Annotated in this window: 21 protein-coding genes; 13 read left to right on the forward strand and 8 right to left on the reverse strand. The window is 60.7% G+C overall.

The window, feature by feature from the left end:
- Positions 1-5 precede the first annotated feature (5 nt).
- From BLT55_RS34405 to BLT55_RS10200, 3 genes are read right to left on the reverse strand one after another with little or no spacing between them, the layout of a single operon-like run.
- The gene (locus BLT55_RS34405; RefSeq protein ID WP_007249734.1) at positions 6-131 is read right to left on the reverse strand and encodes a hypothetical protein; all 126 of its coding nucleotides are present in this window, start codon (positions 129-131) and stop codon (positions 6-8) included.
- Positions 132-185: 54 nt separating this feature from the next.
- Positions 186-1,676, reverse strand: a complete 1,491-nt coding sequence (locus BLT55_RS10195; RefSeq protein ID WP_054999918.1) for a chemotaxis protein CheW — start codon at positions 1,674-1,676, stop codon at positions 186-188.
- Entirely contained in the window at positions 1,673-3,805 is a 2,133-nt protein-coding gene (locus tag BLT55_RS10200) for a methyl-accepting chemotaxis protein (RefSeq protein ID WP_054999919.1), read from the reverse strand. The genes BLT55_RS10195 and BLT55_RS10200 overlap by 4 nt, the downstream gene beginning before the upstream one ends.
- Before the next feature lie 588 nt (positions 3,806-4,393).
- Here BLT55_RS10200 and BLT55_RS10205 point away from each other — a divergent pair.
- Together BLT55_RS10205 and BLT55_RS10210 are read left to right on the forward strand one after the other, a co-directional pair.
- Complete coding sequence (locus BLT55_RS10205; protein ID WP_054999920.1) at positions 4,394-5,323, forward strand: AraC-like ligand-binding domain-containing protein; 930 nt, start codon at positions 4,394-4,396, stop codon at positions 5,321-5,323.
- 133 nt (positions 5,324-5,456) lie between these two features.
- Positions 5,457-6,344, forward strand: a complete 888-nt coding sequence (locus BLT55_RS10210; protein WP_054999921.1) for an arginase family protein — start codon at positions 5,457-5,459, stop codon at positions 6,342-6,344.
- 85 nt (positions 6,345-6,429) lie between these two features.
- Here the strand turns inward: BLT55_RS10210 and BLT55_RS10215 are convergent, their stop codons facing one another.
- The 3 genes from BLT55_RS10215 to BLT55_RS10225 all read right to left on the reverse strand — a co-directional run bounded on the left by BLT55_RS10215 (position 6,430) and on the right by BLT55_RS10225 (position 9,966).
- Positions 6,430-8,100, reverse strand: a complete 1,671-nt coding sequence (locus tag BLT55_RS10215; RefSeq protein ID WP_174518614.1) for an amidase — start codon at positions 8,098-8,100, stop codon at positions 6,430-6,432.
- A gap of 91 nt (positions 8,101-8,191) precedes the next feature.
- Positions 8,192-8,824, reverse strand: coding sequence for an ANTAR domain-containing response regulator (locus BLT55_RS10220; RefSeq protein ID WP_054079901.1), 633 nt, complete (start codon positions 8,822-8,824; stop codon positions 8,192-8,194).
- Positions 8,821-9,966: a transporter substrate-binding domain-containing protein gene (locus BLT55_RS10225; RefSeq protein ID WP_054999922.1), complete on the reverse strand. Its 1,146-nt coding sequence runs from the start codon at positions 9,964-9,966 to the stop codon at positions 8,821-8,823. The genes BLT55_RS10220 and BLT55_RS10225 overlap by 4 nt, the downstream gene beginning before the upstream one ends.
- Positions 9,967-10,965: 999 nt before the next feature.
- Here BLT55_RS10225 and urtA point away from each other — a divergent pair.
- The 11 genes from urtA to BLT55_RS10285 all read left to right on the forward strand — a co-directional run bounded on the left by urtA (position 10,966) and on the right by BLT55_RS10285 (position 20,859).
- Positions 10,966-12,147, forward strand: a complete 1,182-nt coding sequence (gene urtA / locus BLT55_RS10235) for an urea ABC transporter substrate-binding protein (protein WP_054999923.1) — start codon at positions 10,966-10,968, stop codon at positions 12,145-12,147.
- A gap of 66 nt (positions 12,148-12,213) precedes the next feature.
- The gene (urtB, locus tag BLT55_RS10240; protein WP_054999924.1) at positions 12,214-13,116 is read left to right on the forward strand and encodes an urea ABC transporter permease subunit UrtB; all 903 of its coding nucleotides are present in this window, start codon (positions 12,214-12,216) and stop codon (positions 13,114-13,116) included.
- Between the two features lies 1 nt (position 13,117).
- Positions 13,118-14,260, forward strand: coding sequence for an urea ABC transporter permease subunit UrtC (gene urtC / locus BLT55_RS10245; RefSeq protein WP_054999925.1), 1,143 nt, complete (start codon positions 13,118-13,120; stop codon positions 14,258-14,260).
- Positions 14,257-14,994 (forward strand): urea ABC transporter ATP-binding protein UrtD, encoded by a 738-nt coding sequence (urtD, locus tag BLT55_RS10250; protein WP_054999926.1) that lies wholly within the window; start codon positions 14,257-14,259, stop codon positions 14,992-14,994. The genes urtC and urtD overlap by 4 nt, the downstream gene beginning before the upstream one ends.
- A gap of 2 nt (positions 14,995-14,996) precedes the next feature.
- Positions 14,997-15,686, forward strand: coding sequence for an urea ABC transporter ATP-binding subunit UrtE (gene urtE / locus BLT55_RS10255; protein ID WP_054999927.1), 690 nt, complete (start codon positions 14,997-14,999; stop codon positions 15,684-15,686).
- Between the two features lie 22 nt (positions 15,687-15,708).
- Positions 15,709-16,149, forward strand: a complete 441-nt coding sequence (gene ureE, locus BLT55_RS10260; protein ID WP_074800369.1) for an urease accessory protein UreE — start codon at positions 15,709-15,711, stop codon at positions 16,147-16,149.
- Positions 16,146-16,877, forward strand: a complete 732-nt coding sequence (locus tag BLT55_RS10265; protein WP_055002145.1) for an urease accessory protein UreF — start codon at positions 16,146-16,148, stop codon at positions 16,875-16,877. Before ureE ends, BLT55_RS10265 begins: the two co-directional genes overlap by 4 nt.
- Positions 16,878-16,892: 15 nt before the next feature.
- Positions 16,893-17,588 (forward strand): urease subunit beta, encoded by a 696-nt coding sequence (locus BLT55_RS10270; RefSeq protein WP_055002146.1) that lies wholly within the window; start codon positions 16,893-16,895, stop codon positions 17,586-17,588.
- A 3-nt stretch (positions 17,589-17,591) separates the two neighbouring features.
- On the forward strand, positions 17,592-19,304 hold the full coding sequence (gene ureC / locus BLT55_RS10275) for an urease subunit alpha (RefSeq protein WP_055002147.1): 1,713 nt from the start codon (positions 17,592-17,594) through the stop codon (positions 19,302-19,304).
- Between the two features lie 38 nt (positions 19,305-19,342).
- Complete coding sequence (gene ureG, locus BLT55_RS10280; protein ID WP_074801352.1) at positions 19,343-20,005, forward strand: urease accessory protein UreG; 663 nt, start codon at positions 19,343-19,345, stop codon at positions 20,003-20,005.
- Positions 20,002-20,859, forward strand: a complete 858-nt coding sequence (locus BLT55_RS10285; RefSeq protein ID WP_055002148.1) for an urease accessory protein UreD — start codon at positions 20,002-20,004, stop codon at positions 20,857-20,859. Before ureG ends, BLT55_RS10285 begins: the two co-directional genes overlap by 4 nt.
- A 35-nt stretch (positions 20,860-20,894) precedes the next feature.
- On the opposite strand, the gene BLT55_RS10290 is transcribed toward BLT55_RS10285, so the two are convergent.
- Both BLT55_RS10290 and BLT55_RS10295 read right to left on the reverse strand, forming a co-directional pair.
- The gene (locus tag BLT55_RS10290) at positions 20,895-21,539 is read right to left on the reverse strand and encodes an NADPH-dependent F420 reductase (protein ID WP_055002149.1); all 645 of its coding nucleotides are present in this window, start codon (positions 21,537-21,539) and stop codon (positions 20,895-20,897) included.
- A 136-nt stretch (positions 21,540-21,675) separates the two neighbouring features.
- A complete protein-coding gene (locus tag BLT55_RS10295) occupies positions 21,676-22,122 on the reverse strand; it encodes an Rrf2 family transcriptional regulator (RefSeq protein WP_007249751.1) in 447 nt (148 codons plus the stop codon).
- Between the last annotated feature and the right edge of the window lie 89 nt (positions 22,123-22,211).

A 22,211-nucleotide genomic window follows, 5' to 3' on the forward strand; every position in this document is an offset into this window, starting at 1 on the left:
CTCGGTCAGCAGGCCCCTGGCGGGATGCCGTCCTTGTTGAAGTCTTTCAGGCGTTCCTTTTCTTCCGGCGTGGAATGCGCGGGCACGTCGCTTGCCGGTTCTGGTTGCTTCTCGTCTTTTTTCTCGGTCATGACTGGGTACTCCGTGTGTGGATATTTCGTAAGGCCACACGCGACGCATTCAGTTCAGACCGATTGCAAGGCTGCCTTGCGTCGCGCGACGCTGCACTCCAGTTGCCTGGCCAGCCCCTGCAAATCGAGCAGAGTCGCGCGCCAGCTGCGTTCCTGACTGCCCACACTGACCAGCGAACGAACTCGGTCGTTGACCGAAATGCCCTTGCCGACATTAGCCTGCCAGCCCTGATCGAGCATGGACGGGTCGAACTGGTTGAACGCATCGATGGCGTCGACACGGCTCACCGCGAAACCGAAACACAGGCGCTCGCCGCGCACGATCAGCACCCGCGACGCTTCGTCCTGAGACTGCGTGCCTTCGCCCAACAGGCTGCTGAGGCAGATCAGCGGTACTTGCTCGCCACGCAGGTTGAACTGCCCCAGCAGATGAGTCTCGGGTTGCGCCAGACCAATCAACTGCGTGGGCACGCTCATGATTTCCACGATCTGACTCAACGGCGCGACAAAGCGTGTCGGCGCATCGAACAGCAGACAGGCATGACGCAACATGGCCTTGGTGACATCGTGTGAAGCCTGGACCGGCTTGACGTCATACTGGTAGACCTGGGTGTAACTCTTGACTTCCGGACGCTGCAATAGCGTCGGGTGGTCAAGCAACAACGCCTGCTTGCCCTCTTCCAGGTTCATCACCCCGGCGAATAATTCAGGGTGCGGCAAGCCGTAGGCAGGCGCCTCCAGCAGGCTGCCCGGGTCTTGGCGTTGAATAGCCACCATGCGGTCATAGCCGAAGCCGCACACCCGACCATCCGGAGCGGTCAGCAGTAGCAATTGCGGCTTGGACATCTGACGCGGGTGGTCCAGCCCCAGTACTTGCGACAAATTGAGCGCCGGGACCCTGGTGCCACGTACCGACGTGACCCCGAAGCAACAGTCACTGGCAAAATCCGATGGCGATATCTCGGGGTTGTCCACCAGTTCGGTCACAACGCTGGCATCGATGCAGAAATGACGGCTGTCGCACTCGAACACCAGATAATGCAGCAGGCGGCTTTTGGCAGCCTGGGCCTGATCATTCAGCACTTGCGCGCCAGGGTCGGCGGCGAACAGCACGCCCGGCAAACGGGTCAGCACATCGAGGTCCAGCTTGTCGATCATCCGCGCATCTTCTGCGCTCAGCAGCACCGACGGCAGCAGCCCGGCGCTGGTGCCACCCGGCCCCAACGGGCTGAACTGCGAATCTCGGGCCTTGAGAATGTCGCACACCGCGTCAATCGCCAGCCCCAGATAGCCACCGCTGTATTTGAGGATTGCTACCAGCGGAGTCGGCGAAGAAACCTCGTCGTTCTGCGCCAGCTCGCCACGCAAATCCACCAGCGGCACCGGCTTGCCACGCAAGGTAAACACCCCCAACAGCGCGCCACGGGTCAACGGGTGCGGCTGCAGGTTTTCCGGCCAGTGTACCGCCTCCATCAACGCGTCTGCGACAACGGCGAGATGGACGCCGTTGATCTGCACCACACCATAAGCAGTCAGGCTGCTCATGCAGGTTGTCCGACGGACACCTTGTCCAGTGTTTCGGTGTAACCGGTCAGGTTGGCCTGGTGCAACTCGGTGATCAGAGTTTCGACTTGCTGCGCCGACAAGCGCTGTTTTTCGGTCGCGCTATTGATGCCGTCGATGGCCTGGGTGGTCTGCATGACGCCGTCCACGATGTGCTCGAACGCTTCACCGGCCGTCAGCGAGATCTCGTTGCCCGACTCGATACGGCTGACCGTTTCCAGAATCAGCTTGTTGATTTCCTTGGTCGCCCGCGAGGACTTTTCAGCCAGCTTGCGCACTTCGTCGGCGACGACCGAGAACCCCAGCCCGTGCTCACCGGCGCGTGCAGCCTCGATCGCGGCGTTGAACGCCAACATGTTGGTCTGACTGGCGATCTCGCTGATCACCTGAATGATGTCCTGAATACCTTCAGCCGACTTGGCGATCATGCTCATCGCATCGGATGCCTTGACCAGCGTCTGCGAGCCACGGCTGGCTTGCTCGCGGGTCAGGCGGGCCAGTTCGGTGGCGGTGTCGGTGCTCTGCGCAACATAGGAAATTGCACTCATCAGCGCTTTGACCGATTCACGCATGGCGAGGGTCTTGGCTTCGATGGCTTGCTCCATCTCGACCTGGCGGGTGATGTCGGTGGCAAACTTCACGACTTTGAACGGCAGGCCGTCGTGGTCGAAAATCGGGCTGTAGGTGGCCTGAATCCAGATCTTCTGCCCGTATTTACTCACCCGCATTAAGCGCCCGGAGTAGAACTCGCCCTGCCCCAGCCCATGCCAAAACTCGCGATAGGCCGTGCCGCGCACATACTCCTCCTCGCAGAAGATCCGGTGGTGCTGGCCTTTGATTTCCTGCAAGCCGTAACCCAGCGCTTTGAGGAAGTTGGCGTTGGCCGCAAGGATGTTGCCAGCCATGTCAAACTCGATGACCGCCTGGGCACGATCGATCGCGTTCACCTTGCCTTTGTCCTCGACGCTGGTTTCCTTGGCCTCGGTCACGTCGAGGGCAAACTTGACGATTTTATAGGGCTTGCCCTGCGCATCGAAGATCGGGTTGTAGGTCGCCTGAATCCAGATTTCCTTGCCGTCCTTGCGTTTGCGCTTGTACTCGTTGGCGTCGTATTCGCCACGACCCAGCTTTTCCCAGAGCTCACGGTACTGCAAAGTGCTGACGAATTCCTCGGAGCAGAACATGCGGTGATGCTCGCCGACCACTTCATCCAGTTCATAACCGAACACCGCCAGAAAGTTGCGGTTGGCTGTCAGTACCTTGCCGGTCAGGTCGAACTCGATGACGGCCTGAGAACGCTCGATCGCCCTGACCTTGCCCGCGAACTCGGCCTGACGCGCACGGCTTTCAGTGACGTCGTTGGCGAACTTGACGATTTTATACGGGCGGCCGTCCGGGTCGAAGATCGGGTTATAGGTGGCGCTGATCCATAGTTCGCGACCATTCTTGCCGACGCGCTTGTATTCCCCGGAATCATATTCGCCGCGTTCCAGCTTGGCCCAGAACGCGCGATAAGCCGGGCTGTTCAGGTAATCGTCGTCGCAGAACATGCGGTGATGCTGGCCCTGGATCTCATCGAGGCGATAACCCAGAACTTTGAGAAAGTTTTCATTGGCATTGAGCACCCGACCGTTCAGATCGAACTCAATGACGCCCTGTGAGCGGTCAATCGCGGCAACCTTGCCCTCGTACTCGGCATTGGTCTTGCGCTGCTGTGTCACGTCAGCAGCGAACTTCACCACTTTGAACGGGTTACCTTCTTTGTCGAAGATCGGGTTGTAGGTGGCTTGCAACCAGATCTCGCGACCATTCTTGCCCAGGCGCTTGTATTGCCCTTCGTCGAAGTTGCCTTTGCCGAGTTTTTCCCAAAACGTCGAATACTCGACGCTGGACGCATATTCAGGCGTGCAGAACATGCGGTGATGGCGACCCTGGACCTCTTCCAGCCGATAGCCGACGCAGTCGAGGAAGTTGGCATTGGCGCGCAGGATATTGCCTTCGAGATCGAACTCGATCATCGCCTGCGAGCGGTCGATGGCGTTCATCAGCGAGTGAAGGTCCAGTTGTACCCCGGCGTCATCAAGGGTGTTCTCTATTATTGTGGTCGACATATAAATTACTCGGCAGAGGACATCTATGGAGTGTTTGGGACGGAGCGCCGGTGGATACAGATCAGGTCAAAAGTTCGCGTTGCCTGAATGTGGAGCCTGCCGGTCAAACCGCATAATCGTGTTTCTCAATGCCCTCCATAGCGCAAACTGCAAGTGCCGACAGTTAGCTCGGCACCAAAGCGACTCTATTATTGCCGTGACCACAACCGATCTTTTTACTGCCCGACAGGCATGCCAATGCTGTCTGGCACGACAGCGATATAACGCCCTGACGCGCCTGAAAACGTGTGCTTGCTTCAGGCGAAATACCAGATGACCAAAATAACGGCACCCGTCCATCCCAACGTGAGCAAAAATGAAAGTCCGGCCAGACGCGGATCCATGAAACTCCTGTTTTAGAAGGCTTGAACAAGCAGATCGCAGCTTACGTACGGTTATATCGGCTGGATCACAGATAAATAAATTATTTTCTTCGTCGGCGTGAGCGTCCAATGAATGTTTCACATCGGGCTTTATCTGTTAACTTCCATATCTGGTAACTTCCATTTTGCAAACACTCCGCCACAGGCTCCCGATGATGAGGCAAGCATGGCCGTGATCTTTCCCGTTGACTCGCCGCCAGCCAGAGAGCGCTTCGACCATTGGCAGGATGTCGTGAGTTCGACCTATGGCCTGGTGGCAAGCCAGCCCCTTGACGACAGGCCTTTCAACGGACAGCTCAGCGTCAAGGAGCATGGCGACGTCACGTTTACCCGTATTCAGTCCTCGCCAATCCGCTACCGGCGCTTGCGCCGCGATCGACAAAGCGATCACTTTCTCATCTCACTCTCGTTCTGCCCCGACGCGTTTGTCGTGCAAAACGACAGGGAGTCACGCCAGGGCACAGGCGATATCGTCCTTTACGACAGCGCGCGACCTTACGCCTGCGGGTATCCCGAAGGTGATGATCAGATCGTGCTGACTGTGCCGCGCGAGTTAATGCTGCAACACATGCCGAACGCCGACACGCTGGTGTGCCGAACCCTGCCGGCCCAGTCCCCGCTGGGCACTATCGCCCGCACCCTGCTGACAGAAGCCTGCAACAGCCCGTCCTTGCCGCAGTCGCTGGGCGAGCGGCTCAGCGCATCGTTACTCGACGTGCTGTCCACCGCGTACGACTCGGCTTTCGCGGACACTGATGTCAGGCGCCAGTCTCATCAGGCGCAACTGTTGCAGCGCATCAAACAGTATCTGCTGAAGCATCTGCCCGACCCCGGGTTGACCGTCGAAAGCATCGCGCAGGCAAACCATGTGTCACCACGCACCCTGAACAGGCTGTTTGCCTCGCAAGGGACGACGGTCATTCGCTGGCTGTGGCAACAACGGCTCTCGGCCTGCCATAACGCGATGCTCAAGGGCCATGTGCGTCAGGTCAGCGAGGCGGCACTGAGCTTCGGTTTTACCAATCTTTCGCATTTCAGTCGCGCTTTCAAAAACGCCTATGGCGTGTCACCCCGGCAACTGCTGGCCTCACGCTGAGCCCATTGGCGTTCTCGGCACAATGACTGGCTGCCTGAGCAAAGCGGATCGGACTTTTCCCACTCAGTATGGAAGCCGTGCCGGACGCACGTTCGCGTCCCTGCAACGTTCAAGCTGATGAAGGAAATCGTTGATGAGACCCCATTCCGATAAAACCCTGCGCCTGCTGTTCCCCCAGTGGCAAGGCGGTAATAACGCGCCCTACCATTTCGGTGCGCAATTGCTCGCGTGGCTGGCGCCTGACACCTGCGGGCCAGTGGAACAGGTCCGCGTGGCCGCACCGGACGGAACGCCCCTTGCGGCTGAAGACGGCATCGTTGCCCGACGTGCGCTGCTCGAGCAGCTTGAGCATGCCCGCCAGCTGATCGACCGCCATCAGCCGGATCGGCTGGTGGTGCTGGGCGGCGACTGCCTGGTCGACCTTGCGCCATTCGCCTACCTGAACGAACGGTACGACGGAGACCTCGCCGTGCTCTGGGTCGACGCCCATCCGGATGTCATGACCCCGAAGGAGTTTCAACATGCCCATGCCATGGTCATGGGCAATCTGCTCGGCGAAGGCGACGCTGATTTCGTCGCCGCCGTGAAGCGTCCGATCAAACCGGCCAACGTGATGTATGCGGGGCTGCAGGAAACCCAGACGATGGAAACCGCGTTCATCCAGCGCCTCGGGCTGCGCAGTGCCGGGCCGCAAGCCCTGGCGCATTCCAGCGCACCGGTGCTGAACTGGCTCAAGGAGACGGGTGCCCGGCACCTGGCAATCCATCTGGACCTGGATGTGCTGGACCCGGCGCTGTTCCGCTCGTTGCTGTTCGCACAACCCGGCATTCCGACGGACAGTTTCGACGGCGTGGCACAGGGCAGCATGACGATCGAACAGATCGTTCGCCTGTTGACCGATGTGGCGGGCGTAGTGGATGTGGTCGGGCTTGGCATCGCTGAACACATGCCGTGGGATGCGTTGGCGCTGAGGAATATGCTGGCGAAGCTGCCGTTGCTGGGAAAGCCTGACGGTCAGTAAGAACCGGATCGCGGCAGGCGCATCATGCGTCGGGAACAGGGGGCTGTTTTCAGCGTCCAGCGCCCCTGATCTTCACGCGATGTATTCAGCCACGCGGTGGCCTTGGGAACACGCCGCGAACCTGCTCGTACGCCTGCGCCACGCGCAATGCCAAGGCATCCTGGAAGCGCGGCGCAACGATCATCATCGCGACTGGCAGGCCGTCGGCAAGACCGGCCGGGATCGATGTTGCCGGGTGTCCGGTCAGGTCGAACGGTGCGGTGTTGGCAAGCATGTTCAGCGCGCTGTGCACGTACTCTTCAATCGGCGCATCGGCGGCGGTCAACGGGGTCGCCACGAACGGCATGGTCGGCATCACCAGTACGTCGAAATCCTTGAACGCTTCGTCGTATTGGCGGGTGAGTTCCGGCACCAGCATGCGCGCCTTGGCGTAAGACGCGCCGTGCAGGTTTTTCAGGCTGTAATGCCCGGTCAGCGCCACGGCGCGCACGCTGCTGGACAACGTATTGGCGTGCTCGCGACGCTTGGCGCCGAAGTAGCTCATGATCTCGGGGTCATAATAGCCGTCGACGTTCATGCCGTAGCCATTGCCTTGCAGCATCTGGTACGCCGCGCCGTCAGTGGCGATGACGTTCCACATGTCCAGCGCCACCCCGTGATGCCACGGCACGCTTGCCTCACCGACCGTAGCGCCGAGACTTTCCAGTTGCGCCACGGCAGCTTTGACCAGCGCGTCCACCTGCGGCTCGGACATGCCGGGAATGGCGAAACCTTCGCGCAACAAGCCGATTTTCAGGCCTGCAACGCCTTGATCCAGGGTCGCGACACAACTGACCGCTGGCGGATTCTTCTGCCTTGAGTCGAGACCGTCAGCACCGGCAATCACGTCGAGCATCACCGCGCAGTCGCGCACGTTGTTGGCCATCGGGCCGACATGGTCGATGGTGCGTTCAATCGGAAAAGCGCCGGTGTAAGGCACCAGGCTGTACGTCGGCTTGTGCCCGACGATACCGCTCCATGCCGAGGGCATGCGGATTGAGCCGCCCTGATCGCCGCCAATGGCCATATCGACCTCTTGCAGCGAAACCAGCACGGCACTGCCGCTGGACGAGCCGCCGGCATTACGGGTCAGGTCCCACGGGTTTTTCACCGCGCCGCTGGCCGAGGTAAAGCTGGCACCGGAGAAGCACAGGTCTTCGCATACCGACTTGCCGACCACCGTTGCGCCAGCCGCCAATAAGCGTTTAACCACTGTGGCGTCTTCGGAGGGCATGTAGCCATCCAGGCTCAAAGAGCCATTAGCCATCGGTACGCCGGCCACCGAGACGTTGTCCTTGATGACCACTGTTCTGCCCGCCAAAGGACCACTGGCTGCGCCGGCAATGTGCGTTTTCACGTACCAGGCGCCATACAGGTTGTCGGCGTTTGCCGGTTTGCTGTGCTCGCGTACCGGCGTGGGCTGTGCGACGTGGGCGGCGTACAAGGCATCAATGGCTTCGTAGGAGCCCAGGGTTTCGTCGGCAAGGCTCAGAAACGATTCTATCTGGCTGTCGGACAGGTCGTAACCGTGGTCTTGGGCGGCGATCAGAAAGTCGGCTTTGACGGGGCGTTTTACAGACATGATGTTCTCCAGATAACGGTAAGGGCCACCCGAGGTCGGGCGGTCATTGACTGGAGCCGCCGGTGCAGACTGCACAGGCCTTGGCTCGATCCGGAGGACGTCGTTGTCCATGCCGGTCGCCACGCGGTGTTCCATACCTGCCGGTTCAGGGCGTATGGCAAACGTCCGAGCAGAAGAGGATCGGGCGACAGGCCCGACACTCGTAGCTCGTCACATCAACGCCTGCTCAGGAGCAGGCTTTTTGAAACAATTCATGGGCCTTGACCAGTGCTTCGGCGATCTTTTCTACCGGCTCGCGTTTGGCCATGGCCTGGTCACGCAACGCGTTGTAAGCGTCTATTTCCGAGAGCCCCTTGGTTTCCATCAAGATGATTTTCGCCTGCTGCACAGTCCGCATCACCGCCATGCGCCCTTCCAGACGCTTGACGTGTTTTTCCCGCTCGCGGGTTTTGCGCGCCTGGCTCAAGGTGATCGCCAGCGCCGTCAGCAAGCCGAACGACCTGACCGGCGAAGGAATCACCGAGCAGGCGTTGAGCTGCACCAGTGCCTCGACGATGATCGGGTTTTCATAGGCAATCACCGGGATGATCGGCGGCGTCGCGCTGTGCAACAGCCACGGCGTGTTGGTCGAAAGACTCTCCGGTGACACCGCCAATACGATCACGTCGGCCTCGCTGTGCAGGCGCTCCGGAATCGGCCATTGCACGCGCACCTGACAGCCGATGCGTTGCAACTGGGCGATCAGGTTGCGACCGTCTTCATCGTCCGGGTGCATCACCAGCACGCTGATGTCGCGCAGGTCCTTGATGCCGCCTGCGCTGTCGTTGCGCAGGCGCTTTTTTGCGGCACGCAGGGTCATGGACGCCTCCCGCTCTGGCTGGACCAGCCGCTGAAGTCCGGCGCAATGGCGTAGGGATCGGGTTTCAGCGCGTTCTGGCTTTCGTAGAGAATGTCGAACTGCCCTTCGGCGTTGGCCCGGCCGATCCGCGAATACAGGTAGGTGTGGTGATTGTGTTCATCGATGCGCACTCGCCCCTGCGGCGCGTCGTATTCCAGACCGCGCATGGTCTGCAACACGTCTTCCACTTCGGTGCTGCCCGCTCGGGCTATCGCCTTGGCCAGCAGATGAACCTGAAAGTAAGCGGCTTCCCAGCAGCGGTCGGTGACCTGATGCTGGCCAAACATTTCCCGGTATTGCGCAATGCACTGGCGATTGAGCGGCGTGTCGATCGACTGGAAATAGGTGGCCGCCGAGATGTGCCCGGTGCCCAGATGAACGCCCATCTGCTGGATGTCGGTTTCGCTGGTGGTCACGCTGGCAATCGGCATGACGGTCGGGTCAAGGCCTGCCTCGGCATAAGCCTGATACAAATGAGCCATGGTTTCACCGACCACCGTGGAGAAGATAAACGACGGTTGCAACTCTCGGGCCTTGACCATCAGCCTGGCGAAGTCTTCAGCCCGGGCGTTTTTCAGCGGCAGGTAATACTCGCCCAGCTTGCTGCCCCCGCGCTCATACAGCAGGTCGCTCATCAGCCGATTGGTTTCGTAGGGGTAAACGTACTCGGAGCCGATCATCAGCACGCGGCTGCCGAAGTGGTCGAACATGTAATTACCCAGCGGCACGGCGTTGTGGTTCGGCGTGGCGCCGGTGTAAATGATGTTGCGTGAATACTCGAAGCCCTCGTAGTACACAGGATACAGCAGCAACGCGTTGTAACGTTCAACCACCGGCAGTACAGCCTTGCGCGCTGCCGAGGTGTAGCAGCCAAAGAAAAACCGCAGGTTTTCGTCGCGGATCAATGACTCGACATGCATGGCAAACAGCGCAGGCGTCGAATCGGGATTGCGGGTAATCAATTCCAGAGGACGCCCATTCACGCCACCGGCTGCGTTGATCTGATGGATAGCAAACTGCGCGCCGCGCATTGTTGAACACTCACCGGCAGCGGTAACGCCGGTATTGGAAAACAGACCTCCTATGCGGATCGGGTCAACCATGCCTATAAACCTTGTTCAACGTGAGGTGAGACGCCCGCCATTGGCCGGGATCTGGAAGAGTGCTGAGCGAAAAGCCGTGGATTCAACGGTGGCTCTCAGGCGGTTGTGCCTGGGGCTGGCGTGACGACAGTGTCAGGACCAGTCATGCGAGGGGCCTTCCACACCTGCCGAGAATGGGCGTGTGGCAAGGGACCCTGCGAGGGTGTTGATCAGGCTCATGCAGGTAGCGGGCCATTCGTGATGTGTGGGGGTTGATGATTCATACGTCTGCTGGCTGGAGTGCTCCCTGGGTAACAGGCTTTTGTTGGCAGAGATGGGCGTACATTTGCAGGGGTCGTGTCGCTCATCACATCGCTTTCGCGAACAAGTTCGCTCCCACAAAAGCCCACTGCAGTTGACCCTTTCGCGAGCACGCAAAGTGCCCGGTTCGTACAAAGAGTGCGCCCCAAGTACGGATGCGCAGTGGTGGTGAAAGGAAATGATCGCTAACTGATCGATTGAAATGCGTACCTGTGGGAGCGAACTTGTTCGCGAAGGGGCCGGTACATCCACTGAGGATGTATCGTAAGGAATAAAGCCTTCGCGGACAAGCGAAGTGTCGCCCGGTTCGCTCCCACAAAAGCATCGTATTTCAGCCATTGAAAGCGCGCGCGTTACGGAAAAAGCGTGCGCAGCCTCACGTTTTTGGTGCGCAAAAGTCTGGTTCGCGCCAAAGCGGCGCATGGCGGGTTATTCGTGCAATAGATGAAGGGACGCTCTGCGCCCGACCTCGACTTCCGGGGTAAAAGGCGGTTTCTGCACTTGGCACTGCCCTTGCTAAGTCTCTTCTGAGACATCGCGCCAGCTGTTTGCCCTACGCCCCCTTGGCAAGTAGGGAGACACCTCGCGTACGACTGGATCGGACACAGTTTGTCCCGCCAGATTCGGCACAGAAGCCTGACCTCCCGCCCATTGATTTGGCCGGGACGTCGGGCTTTTTTTATTCCTGGGAGAAAGTGAATGCATAACGACAAACGCCGTTTGATCAAGCATGCCCTGTTGCTGGGCGCGATCAGCCTGCTGCCGTTTTCCCTGCTCAGTCAGGCGCAGGCGGCCGACGCTGTGAAGGTCGGGATTATTCACTCGCTGACCGGCACCATGGCCATCAGTGAAGCGTCGGTGGTCGACGCCGAAAAGCTCGCCATCGAGGAGATCAACGCCAGTGGCGGTGTGATGGGTAAAACCATCGAGCCGATCATCGAGGACGGTGCCAGAGACTGGCCAACCTTCGCCGAAAAAGCGCGCAAACTGCTGGAGAACGACCACGTTGCGGTGACCTTTGGCGCCTTCACCTCGGCGTCGCGCAAAGCGGTGCTGCCGGTCTTCGAGCGCAACAAAGGCCTGCTCTACTACCCGACTTTCTATGAAGGGCTGGAAAAATCCCCGGCCATCATCTACACCGGCGCGGAAGCCTCGCAGCAAACCCTCGCCGCCGTGACCTGGCTGATGGCCAACAAAGGCAAAAGCGTCTATCTGGTCGGCTCCGACTACATCTGGCCGCGCACCACCAACAAGCTGGCGCGAGCCTCAGTGAGCAAACAGGGCGGCTCGATTGTCGGCGAGGATTACCTGCCGCTGGGGGCCATCGAGTTTTCCTCGGTGATCAACAAAATCAAGGTCGCCAAACCGGACATCGTGCTGTCGACCATCGTCGGCGGCTCCAACGTGGCGTTCTACAAACAGCTCAAGGCCGCCGGGATCGACAGCAGTAGCCAGACGCTCATGGCGCTGGCCGTCACCGAGGAAGAAGTCACCGGCATCGGTGCGGAAAACCTCGTCGGCTTTCTGACCTGCATGAGCTACTTCCAGAGCCTGAAAAATCCGGTCAACGAGAAATTCGTCCAGGCCTTCAAAAACCGCTACGGCCAGCAGCGCGTGGTCGGCGACCCGATGGCCGCGGCCTACACGGCGGTGTACCTGTGGAAGAAAGCGGTCGAGAAAGCCGGCAGCTTTGATGTACCGGCGGTCATTGCCGCGTCTTCGGAAATGACCCTCGACGCCCCCGAGGGCGAAATCAAGGTGCACAAGGACAACCACCACCTGTGGAAACGTGCGCGCATCGGCACCCTCAATGCGCAGGGCCAGGTGGACGTGATCTACGAGTCCGCGCCCATCGAGCCCAACCCGTTTCCAAAACTCTGATACCGGGCCGGGCGCGATTCGCTTCGCGCCCGCTTTCGTCAATGTGCAGCCACAGGTAACGACGGCATGACTCTCGATACGCTGGTAATGCAAGTCTTCAGCGGCTTCTCGCTGTTTTCGGTGCTGGTGCTGATGGCACTCGGGCTGACCATCGTGTTCGGCCTGATGGGGGTGATCAACATGGCCCACGGTGAACTGATGGCAATGGGCTCATACGCGACCTACGTCACTTCGGTGGTGTTTCAGCGCTACTTCCCCGAGCTCATAGGCTGGTACTTCATCATCGGCATCGGGGTGGCCTTCGTGGTGACGTTTGCCTTCGGCTTTCTGCTGGAGCGCTGTTTCATTCGCTTCATGTACAACCGCCCGCTGGACACGCTGCTGGCCACCTGGGGCCTGTCGCTGGTGTTGCAACAACTGTTTCGTCAGGTGTTCGGCCCCAAGGAAGTCAGCGTGCCCACCGTGCAATGGCTGCAGGGCGCGTGGAAAGTCAGCGAGGGGCTGGAACTGCCGCTGAACCGGATTTTCATCATCGGCCTGACCTTTGTCATCGCCGCTGCCGTGTTTCTGTTTTTGTACCGCAGTCGCTGGGGCCTGCGTATCCGGGCCGTGACCCAGAACCGGGCGATGGCCGGTGCCGCCGGGATCAACACCGCGCGGGTCGATTCAGTGACCTTCGCGCTGGGTTGCGGCCTGGCGGGCATCGCCGGCAGCTCGTTCACCATGCTCGCCTCCACCGGTCCGGTGAGCGGCCAGCAGTATCTGGTCGACACCTTCATCGTCGTCGTGTTCGGCGGCGTCGAAAGCCTGCTCGGCACGTTCCTCTCGGCCTTCGCCATCGGCCAGACGCAGATTTCGCTGGAATACCTCACCACCGGCTCCATGGCCAAGGCGATCACCTTGCTGGTGGTCATCGTGCTGCTGTTCTTCCGCCCCAACGGCCTGTTCACCACGAAAGTGAGACGTTGAGATGAACAACATGACTGAAAAGCCGCTGGCCGCAACGCCGATCAAAGCGGCCCGAACGAGCTGGTTGAGCGCTGGCTGGTTACCGCTGATCGAACGTTACAGCCTGATCTGGCTGTCGCTGTTATTGCTGGTGGTACTGCCACTGCTGCTGGGCGATTTTCGGCTCGGCCTGGCGGGCAAATACCTGAGCCTGGCGTTCTGCGCCGTGGGCATGGTGATGATCTGGGGTTACGGCGGCATTCTCAGCCTCGGCCAGGGGATTTTCTTCGGCCTGGGCAGCTACATGATGGCGATGTACCTGAAGCTTGAAGCCACCGCCACGGACGAAGCCGCCAGCGCCCTCGCCGCGTTCTATGGCTCGGCACTGCCGGACTTCATGATCTGGAACAGCGTCGAAGCCCTGCCCTGGTGGTGGAAGCCATTCGAATCGGCAACCTTCACCCTGGCCGCGATTCTGATCCTGCCTGCGCTGCTGGCGTTTCTGTTCAGCTACGCGTACTTCAAGAAGCGCGTCGGCGGCGTGTACTTCTCGATCATCACCCTGTCGCTGGCTTCGATCATGTCGATCATGATCATCGGCCAGCAGGGCTACACCGGCGGCGTCAACGGCCTGACCGACTTCAAGACCGTGTTCGGCCTGAGCCTGAAAACGCAGCAGACCCCGTGGATTCTCTACCTGATCACCACGCTGTTGCTGCTGGCCAGCGTAGCGATGTGCGGGTTCATCCTGCGCAGCCGCCTGGGCAAGGTGATCGTGGCGATCCGCGACCGCGAAGACCGGGTGCGTTTTTCTGGCTACAACACCGCGCTGTTCAAGGCGTTCATCTTTGCCGTAGCAGCGCTGATCTCGGCGCTGGGTGGCGTGATGTTCACCTTGCAGGTCGGCCTGGCCTCGCCGTCACTGGTGGGCATCATTCCGTCCACCGAAATCGTCATCTACGCCGCGCTGGGCGGTCGCCTGTCACTGGTCGGCGCGGTGTACGGCACGCTGCTGATCGGCGCGGCCAAAACCTACCTGTCAGAGAACTTCGTCAGTTTCTGGCAGTACTTCATCGGCTTTCTGTTCATGGGCGTGGTGCTGTTCCTGCCGACCGGGCTGGCCGGCTTGCTGCAACGCCTGAGCAACAAGGAGGTGCAGTCATGAGCGCGATGTTACTGAGTGTCGAAGACCTGACCGTGTCATTCGACGGCTTCAAGGCGGTCGACAGCCTCAACTTCTATGTCGAGGAAAACCAGGTGCATGTGGTGATCGGCCCCAACGGCGCGGGCAAGACCACCCTGCTCGACATGATCTGCGGCAAGACCCGCCCCAGCGCAGGCCGGATTCGTTTCAAGGACCTGCAGCTGGAAAGCATGATCGAGTACCAGATCACCCGCGCAGGCGTGGGGCGCAAGTTTCAGAACCCGTCGGTGTACGAAGACCTCACCGTGCGCGAAAACCTCGATATTTCCTCGCCGGACAAACGCGGCATCTTCAATTGCCTGTTCGCTGGCAAGAATGCCGCGCTGAACAGCGAGATCGAACAGACCGCCGAAATGATCTTTCTCAAGGACCAGTTGGGGCGCAAGGCCGGGCTGCTGTCCCATGGCCAGAAGCAGTGGCTGGAGATCGGCATGCTGCTGATGCAGCGCCCGGAGTTACTGCTGCTGGACGAACCGGTGGCCGGCATGAGCGCAGGCGAACGGGAGAAAACCGCCGGCCTGCTCAAGCTCATCGCCAAGGGCCGGGCAATGGTGATCATCGAGCACGACATGGAGTTCGTGAAATCGGTGGCCGACAAGGTCACCGTCCTGCATCAGGGCAAGACCCTGGCCTACGGCTCGATGGATCAGGTGCAGAAAGATCCTCGCGTCATCGACGTCTATCTGGGGCACTGAACATGCTGAATGTTTCCAACCTCAACGTGTATTACGGCGATAGCCATGTGCTGCGCGACCTCAGTCTGGAACTGGCGCCGGGCGAATCGCTGGCGATCATGGGCCGCAATGGCATGGGCAAGACCACGCTGTTGCGCAGCCTGGTGGGCATGCTGCCGACCCGCAGCGGCAGCATCACGCTGGCCGGGCAGGAATTGACCGGCAGCAAGAGCTACGACCGCGTCGCTGCCGGCGTCGGCTTTGTGCCGCAAGGGCGGATGATCTTTCCCTACCTGAGCGTCGAGGAAAACATCCTCAGCGGCATGCAGGGCGCCCCCGCCGCGTCCATTCCCGACTACATCTTCGAATACTTCCCGGTGCTGTTCGAGATGCGCCGACGCAAGGGCGGCAACCTCTCCGGTGGCCAGCAGCAACAGTTGGCCATCGCGCGGGCGCTGGTTTCCAACCCCAAGGTGCTGGTGCTCGACGAGCCCACCGAAGGCATTCAGCCCTCGATCATCAAGGACATCGCCAAGGCGCTCAACCTGCTGAAAAAGGAGCGCGGCTTTTCGCTGATTGTTTCCGAGCAGGTGCTGTCGTTCGCCATGGCCGTGGCGGACCGCTACCTGATCATCGAAAAAGGCGAATTCGTGCACAGCGAAGTCCGCGAAACCGTCGATCGCGAGCGCATTTTGCGCTACCTGACCATCTGAGCCAAACACCGGAGCCATCGCCATGCTGATACTCGACCGCATTCTCGGCCAGGCCAGCGACCCTGCCCTCGCCGACCGCCTGCACGACCTGAACCACGCCGGCCAGGTGGAAACCCTGAGCCTGTCGGGCAGTGACATTCAGCGTCATCGCCTGCGCCTGGCCAGCGACCGGGGCACAGACTGCGCCATACGCCTGGAGCGCCATCAGCAATTGCGTAACGGCTCGGTGCTGATGCTCGACAGTCAGCGCGCCATCGTCGTGCAGATGCAGGATCAGCAATACCTCGACCTGCTGCCACGGGACTCGGCGGCGGCGCTGGAACTGGGCTATTTCGCCGGCAACATGCACTGGGCGGTGCGCTTTGCCGGCGACACCCTGCAACTCCCGCTCAATGGTCCTGAAGCCGATTACCTTGAGCGCCTGGCGCCGATGCTCGCCGACGGCCGGGTACGGCGCGCATGAATGCCTTGGGCAGCCTGCTGCTGGCCCTGCAACAGGCCGACAGTTTCTTTCCAAGCGGCGCGGTCGCTTGGTCGTGGGGGCTGGAAACCTTGGTAGCCGATGGGCGACTGGGGGCAGGCGAAAGGGTCACCGCGCGACGTCGTCAACGCGCCGCTCGCCTCGACCGCAGCGCCGAGGTGCGCGGTTTTGTCGAAGGCCAGTTGCGCCATCGCTGGAACAGTTTTGACCGAGTGTTTCTGCTCGCGGCACGGAATGCTGCCGATAACGTTTCTGCGCTGATAGACATGGACGCGCAAATCGAAGCCCTGACCCTCGCCGAGGAATTGCGCCAAGGTTCCCGCCGTGTCGGCCAGGCCTTACTGGGCGTGCACGTCGCGCTGGGTACGCCGGGGGCGGCGGCTTATCAGCAACAGGTGCTGGCGGGCAACGCGCCGGGGCATTTGCCGGTGGTGCAAGGCCTGCTCTGGAACCGCTTGGGCATGCACCGCGAGCACTGCCAGTTGGCTGCCGCGCACGGGTTGTGTACCGGGCTGGTCAGCGCTGCCGTACGTCTCGGGGTGATGGGCCACATCGATGCGCAGCGCGTGCTGACCGATATCCAGCCGCTGATTACTGAACTGCTGGCGCTGGAACCGCCGGACCCGGACGACGCCTGCGGCTTCACGCCCCTGGCCGAAATCGCCGTGATGCGCCACGAAACCCAGGACTTGCGCCTGTTTGCCAACTGAACCGGGAATCTTCTTATGCTGCTGACCCCGACCGAGCTTGAACGGCTCACGCTATACACCGCTGCCGAGCTGTCACGCAAACGCCGTGGCAAAGGCCTGCGCCTGAATTTTCCGGAAGCCTCGGCGCTGATCGCCGACGAAATTCTTGAGGGCGCACGCGAAGGTCGCAGCGTCGCCGAGCTGATCGGTTTCGGTTCGACCATCCTCAACACCGACGACGTCATGCCGGGCGTGGCCGACTTGCTGCCGGTGCTGCAAGTCGAAGGCACCTTTCCGGACGGCACCAAGCTGGTCACCGTGCACCAGCCGATCAGGCCGGGCAAACTGCCGCTCGCGATCATGCCGACACCTGGCGAAATACTTTCGCCGGACAGCGACATCCAGCTCAACAGTGGCCGCCCGACCGCGACGCTGCGCGCGATCAACACCGGTGACCGGCCGGTGCAGATCGGCAGCCACTACCACTTCTTCGAGGTCAACAAAGCGCTGGACTTCCCCCGCGAAACAGCCTTCGGCATGCACCTGGACATCCCCGCTGGCACAGCGGTGCGCTTCGAGCCGGGCGAATTGCGCGAGGTGCAACTGGTGCAGTTCGGCGGGACTGGCGACATCCACGGCTTCAGCGGCCTGACCAACGGCAACCTGCACGACCCGGCCTGCAAACAGGCAGCGCTGGAACGTGCTCGCGCCCAACATTTCAAGGGAGCCTGAAGCATGGCGACGATGACCCGCAAGGAATACGCCGCCATGTACGGCCCCACCACGGGCGATGCGGTGCGCCTGGGCGACACCTCGTTGCTGGCCGAGGTCGAATTCGACCACTCGGTGCCTGGCGATGAATGCCTGCACGGCGGCGGCAAGACCCTGCGCGACGGCATGGGCCTGATGCTCGGTCACGACAGCGCCGACGGAGCGCTCGACATGCTGATCTGCAACGCGCTGATCATCGACCCGGTGATCGGCATCGTCAAAGGCGACATCGGCATCAAGGACGGCAAGATCGTCGCCATCGGCAAGGCGGGCAATCCGCAGATCATGGACGGCGTACACCCGCAATTGATCTGCGGCGTCGCCACCACCGTGCGCGATGCCGAGGGCCTGATCGTCACCCCCGGCGGCATCGACGTGCATGTGCACTTCGACTCCGCGCAGCTCTGCGATCACGCACTGGCGGCGGGCCTGACCACGCTGATCGGTGGCTCGCTGGGGCCAATCACCGTGGGCATCGACTGCGGCGGCGAATGGAATGTCGGCAAAATGTTACAGGCCGCCGAAGCGTGGCCGATCAACTTCGGCTTTCTCGGGCGCGGCAATTCCAGCAAGCCCGAATCGCTGCTCGGGCAACTGCGCGGCGGCTGTCTGGGGCTGAAGATTCATGAAGACTGGGGCGCTATGCCGGCGGTGATCGACACCTGCCTGAACGTCGCCGACGAGTACGATCTTCAGGTCCAGTTGCACACCGACACGCTGAATGAGTCCGGGTTTCTCGAAGACACTCTGGCGGCCATCGGCGACCGCACCATCCACATGTACCACACCGAAGGCGCAGGCGGCGGGCATGCGCCGGACATCATCAGCGTGGCCGGCAAAAGCAACTGCATTCCCTCCTCGACCAACCCGACCAACCCTTACACGGTGAACACCTTCGACGAACACTTGGACATGATCATGGTCTGCCACCACCTCAATCCGGACGTACCGGAAGATGTGGCGTTCGCTGAATCGCGGGTGCGCCCGCAGACCATCGCCGCTGAAGACATTCTTCATGACACGGGTGCCATTTCGATTCTCGGCTCTGACAGCCAGGGCATGGGGCGCATCAACGAAGTCATCTGCCGCACCTGGCAACTGGCGTCGAAAATGAAGGATCAGCGCGGCAGTCTGCCGGAAGAAGCCACGGCACTGGGCGACAACGAACGGATCAAGCGTTACATCGCCAAATACACCATCAACGCCGCGCGGGTGTTCGGCATCGACAGCTACATCGGCTCGCTGGAGCCCGGCAAACTGGCCGATCTGGTGCTGTGGCGCCCCGCGTTCTTTGGCATCAAGCCGGAACTGGTGGTCAAGGGCGGCTTCATTGTGCACGGCGTGATGGGCGATTCTGCGGCCTCGCTGTACACCTGCGAACCCTTGGTGATGCGCCCGCAATGGGGCGCGTTCGGCGAAGCGAAACAGGCGCTGTCGGTCAATTTCGTCAACCGCCTGGCCGTCGAGGCCGACACTGCGGCCCGGCTGGGGCTCAAGAAAAAACTGCTGCCTGCGTTCGGCACCCGCACGTTGCGCAAGTCCGACATGCTGCACAACGACGCCTGCCCGGACATCCGCGTTGATCCACAAACTTTCGATGTGTATGCCGACGGCGAGCGTCTTTATTGCGAACCGGTCAGCGAAGTGCCCCTCGCGCAGCGCTACATGCTGCGCTGAAACCCCACCGCACAGGAAACCTGACCATGAGCCTGGCTATGAACCCGACTATGAATACGCCCATCCAGCACACCGACGCACAACCCCACCCCGGTGCTGCGCGCGTCGGAATCGGCGGCCCGGTCGGCTCGGGCAAGACCCGTTTGCTGGAGCAACTGATTCCACGTTTTATCGCGCGAGGCATCGAACTGGCGATCATCACCAATGACCTCGCTACCCGCGAAGACGCCGAGCGGGTGCAGCGCAGCGGTCTGATCGACCCGCAGCGGGTACGCGCCGTGGAAACCGGTGCCTGCCCGCACACCGCGATCCGCGAAGACCCGACCCTTAACCTGCAAATGGCTGACGAACTGGAAGCCCGTTTCGGCAATCTCGACCTGGTGCTGATCGAATCCGGCGGCGATAACCTGGCTTCGACCTTTTCGCTGGACCTGGTGGACTACTGGATCTTCGTTATCGACGTTGCCGGTGGCGATGACATTCCGCGCAAACGTGGCCCCGGCGTCTTGAATTGTGACCTGCTGGTGGTCAACAAGTATGACCTGGCACCTTACGTCGGCGTCGACCTGCCGCGCATGCGTCGCGAATCTGCTGACGCGCGCAACGGCAGAGCGGTGCTGTTCACCAACTGCGCCACCGGTGAAGGCGTGGATGAAGTGGTCGAAGCCATCAGCCGCGCCGTGCTGTTTGATCGCCCATGAACGCCCATTCAGCATTGCTGCCCGTCTGTAAAAAAACCACGGCACACATTGCCTTCAGCAAAGCGCCTTCGGGTGCCAGTTATGTGTCTCATCAGGAGGTCGGCTACCCCTTCCACCTCGGGCGCACGCTGAAGCTGCCGCAAGACCCGCCCGGCATGGCGGCGATTTATCTGCAATCGTGCTCGGGCGGCCTGTTTGCCGGGGAAACGCTGCACCTGCAACTGCACGCCGGACCGCACACGCAGGTGCATGTCAGCACCGGCGCGGCAACGGTTGCGCACAGCATGCTTGAACAGCCCGCCCGGCAGAGCGTCATGCTGACCGCCGAAACCGGCGCGCTGCTGGAATACCTGCCGATGGCGACCATTCTGTTCCCGCAGGCACGGCTGCACAGTGTGGTCAACGTCACGCTGCACCCGAACGCACGCGTGATGCTCTGCGATGCATTCTGCTTGCACGTCCCGCTAGGCAGCGCAGGCTTACCCGGTTTTTATCGCGCCGATCTGCACATCCACTGCCCGACCGGAAAGTTGCTGGCCGGTGACCGACTGGCGTTGACCGGCGCAGACCTGCACCGTCGCTTGCCGGGGGTCAGCGCAGAGCTGCAGGCCTTGGCGACTTTCATGCTGGTGGGTCAGGGTTTGCCTGTGGAGGATGTGAAACGGGCCTTGCGCGACGCATTGCGCGTCGTTCCCGAGAGCTACCTGGGCGTCAGCGCCCTGCCGAACGATTGCGGCGTGTCGGTACGCATCATGACCGTCGATGCCGTGGCACTGCGCAGCGCCCTGCACCTGGCCTGGGCGTGCGCTCGCCAGCAACTGACCGGCATTGCGCCGCGGGTGCGGCGCAAATAAAGCTTACTGATCAGGTTCCTTGCATCAATATCCTGTCAGACCCGGATAAAGTTCTGCGCAGCGAGCGAACCGAACGGAAGCGATGCCAACGGGCCGCCCATATCAAGGGTGCCCAGATCGACCGGAACGAAGCCGGTGTCCTCGATGATCTTGCGCACTTCTGCTTTTGCCGCTGCATCATCACCCGAGTAGAAGAGCACGCGCTTGCCGCCTGCTACGTCAGGCGCCGAGAACACATTGGCATCAAGGTGGTTGAACGCCTTGACGACCCGCGCGCCCGGAACGAACTGACGAAAGATTTCGCTTGAATACTTGCCGTGCAAATCTACCGCCTTGATGCCATAGGCCGCGAGCGGGTTGGTCGGGTCCTTTGCATCAGGGGAGTCTGGAGCGATGAATTCCACCGGGTTGGTTGCATCGATCACGATGCGCCCTTCCCAGGCCGGCAGGCTGCGCAATACTTTTTCTGCATCCACCCAGCGCACCGCGGCGAAGACGATATCTGCACGTGCGGCCTCTTCCACAGTGCCTGCCTTGATGGATTCGCCCAGCTCCTTGACCAGCGAGGCGAGTGACTCCGGGCCGCGACTGTTAGAAATAATGGCCGAAATGCCTTTGCTGGCAAGGATACGAGCAATGCCTGAGCCCAGCGCGCCAGAACCGATAATACCAATAGTCATGATGTGTTCCTGATTGTGTGAAGGGTTGGAAAAAGGTAAATCGTCTTGAAACGAACAGCGTTGTAAGTGAATCCGGACCGGCAAAACTTTAAGTGACGATATGTTTGCGTCACACCGACATTTATTATCAAAACTGTCACCAGGTTAACGGGACAGTGAATTTACCAAGGCGCGCAACTTCTGCTGCGATGTCAGCAACAGTGACTTTCGCAAGCTCATCCTCAAGTGCAGAGCGAGCACGAACCAGCGTAGGTGCGAGGGCTTCCAGGATATTGCCCCCGACAGCACATTTTTCGCAGGGCGCCACCCGGTGTGACGAGAACAGCTCGGTGTCCTCGACAGCTTCGTAAACGTCCAGCAACCGTATCTTCTCTGCGGGCCTGGCCAGCAAGGCACCGCCACCAGCACCCAATTGCGAACGTGTCAGCCCCGCCGTACTCAGCCGGGACAACAGCCCACGAATCACCACAGCCCCGGTGTTCGCTGAGTAGGCAAGGTCTTCGGAACGTAGCGGCCTGCCATCGCTGACGGCCAGAGCAGCCAGCGTATGGACGGCAACCACAAAACGACTGCTGGTTGGCATGGGGAGGAATCCGTTAAAACTTAATGTGTCGACGACAGTATTACACTTAATTTCGACTGTCAACATTCTGTTTCAGATAGTTTCGGTTC

The sequence above is a fragment of the Pseudomonas cannabina genome, assembly GCF_900100365.1.
Taxonomy (GTDB): Bacteria; Pseudomonadota; Gammaproteobacteria; order Pseudomonadales; family Pseudomonadaceae; genus Aquipseudomonas; species Aquipseudomonas cannabina.

What these genes read in the sequence shown, in the direction of transcription:
- urtB (WP_054999924.1), top strand. Translation starts at nt 12,214, where the DNA reads ATGACTCTCGATACGCTGGTAATGCAAGTCTTCAGCGGCTTCTCGCTG.
- BLT55_RS10220 (WP_054079901.1), bottom strand. Translation starts at nt 8,824, where the DNA reads ATGACCCTGCGTGCCGCAAAAAAGCGCCTGCGCAACGACAGCGCAGGC.
- ureE (WP_074800369.1), top strand. Translation starts at nt 15,709, where the DNA reads ATGCTGATACTCGACCGCATTCTCGGCCAGGCCAGCGACCCTGCCCTC.
- BLT55_RS34405 (WP_007249734.1), bottom strand. Translation starts at nt 131, where the DNA reads ATGACCGAGAAAAAAGACGAGAAGCAACCAGAACCGGCAAGCGACGTG.
- urtC (WP_054999925.1), top strand. Translation starts at nt 13,118, where the DNA reads ATGAACAACATGACTGAAAAGCCGCTGGCCGCAACGCCGATCAAAGCG.
- ureC (WP_055002147.1), top strand. Translation starts at nt 17,592, where the DNA reads ATGGCGACGATGACCCGCAAGGAATACGCCGCCATGTACGGCCCCACC.
- BLT55_RS10285 (WP_055002148.1), top strand. Translation starts at nt 20,002, where the DNA reads ATGAACGCCCATTCAGCATTGCTGCCCGTCTGTAAAAAAACCACGGCA.
- ureG (WP_074801352.1), top strand. Translation starts at nt 19,343, where the DNA reads ATGAACCCGACTATGAATACGCCCATCCAGCACACCGACGCACAACCC.
- BLT55_RS10195 (WP_054999918.1), bottom strand. Translation starts at nt 1,676, where the DNA reads ATGAGCAGCCTGACTGCTTATGGTGTGGTGCAGATCAACGGCGTCCAT.
- BLT55_RS10295 (WP_007249751.1), bottom strand. Translation starts at nt 22,122, where the DNA reads ATGCCAACCAGCAGTCGTTTTGTGGTTGCCGTCCATACGCTGGCTGCT.
- BLT55_RS10225 (WP_054999922.1), bottom strand. Translation starts at nt 9,966, where the DNA reads ATGGTTGACCCGATCCGCATAGGAGGTCTGTTTTCCAATACCGGCGTT.
- BLT55_RS10290 (WP_055002149.1), bottom strand. Translation starts at nt 21,539, where the DNA reads ATGACTATTGGTATTATCGGTTCTGGCGCGCTGGGCTCAGGCATTGCT.
- urtE (WP_054999927.1), top strand. Translation starts at nt 14,997, where the DNA reads ATGCTGAATGTTTCCAACCTCAACGTGTATTACGGCGATAGCCATGTG.
- urtA (WP_054999923.1), top strand. Translation starts at nt 10,966, where the DNA reads ATGCATAACGACAAACGCCGTTTGATCAAGCATGCCCTGTTGCTGGGC.
- BLT55_RS10265 (WP_055002145.1), top strand. Translation starts at nt 16,146, where the DNA reads ATGAATGCCTTGGGCAGCCTGCTGCTGGCCCTGCAACAGGCCGACAGT.
- BLT55_RS10205 (WP_054999920.1), top strand. Translation starts at nt 4,394, where the DNA reads ATGGCCGTGATCTTTCCCGTTGACTCGCCGCCAGCCAGAGAGCGCTTC.
- BLT55_RS10215 (WP_174518614.1), bottom strand. Translation starts at nt 8,100, where the DNA reads ATGGAACACCGCGTGGCGACCGGCATGGACAACGACGTCCTCCGGATC.
- BLT55_RS10200 (WP_054999919.1), bottom strand. Translation starts at nt 3,805, where the DNA reads ATGTCGACCACAATAATAGAGAACACCCTTGATGACGCCGGGGTACAA.
- urtD (WP_054999926.1), top strand. Translation starts at nt 14,257, where the DNA reads ATGAGCGCGATGTTACTGAGTGTCGAAGACCTGACCGTGTCATTCGAC.
- BLT55_RS10210 (WP_054999921.1), top strand. Translation starts at nt 5,457, where the DNA reads ATGAGACCCCATTCCGATAAAACCCTGCGCCTGCTGTTCCCCCAGTGG.
- BLT55_RS10270 (WP_055002146.1), top strand. Translation starts at nt 16,893, where the DNA reads ATGCTGCTGACCCCGACCGAGCTTGAACGGCTCACGCTATACACCGCT.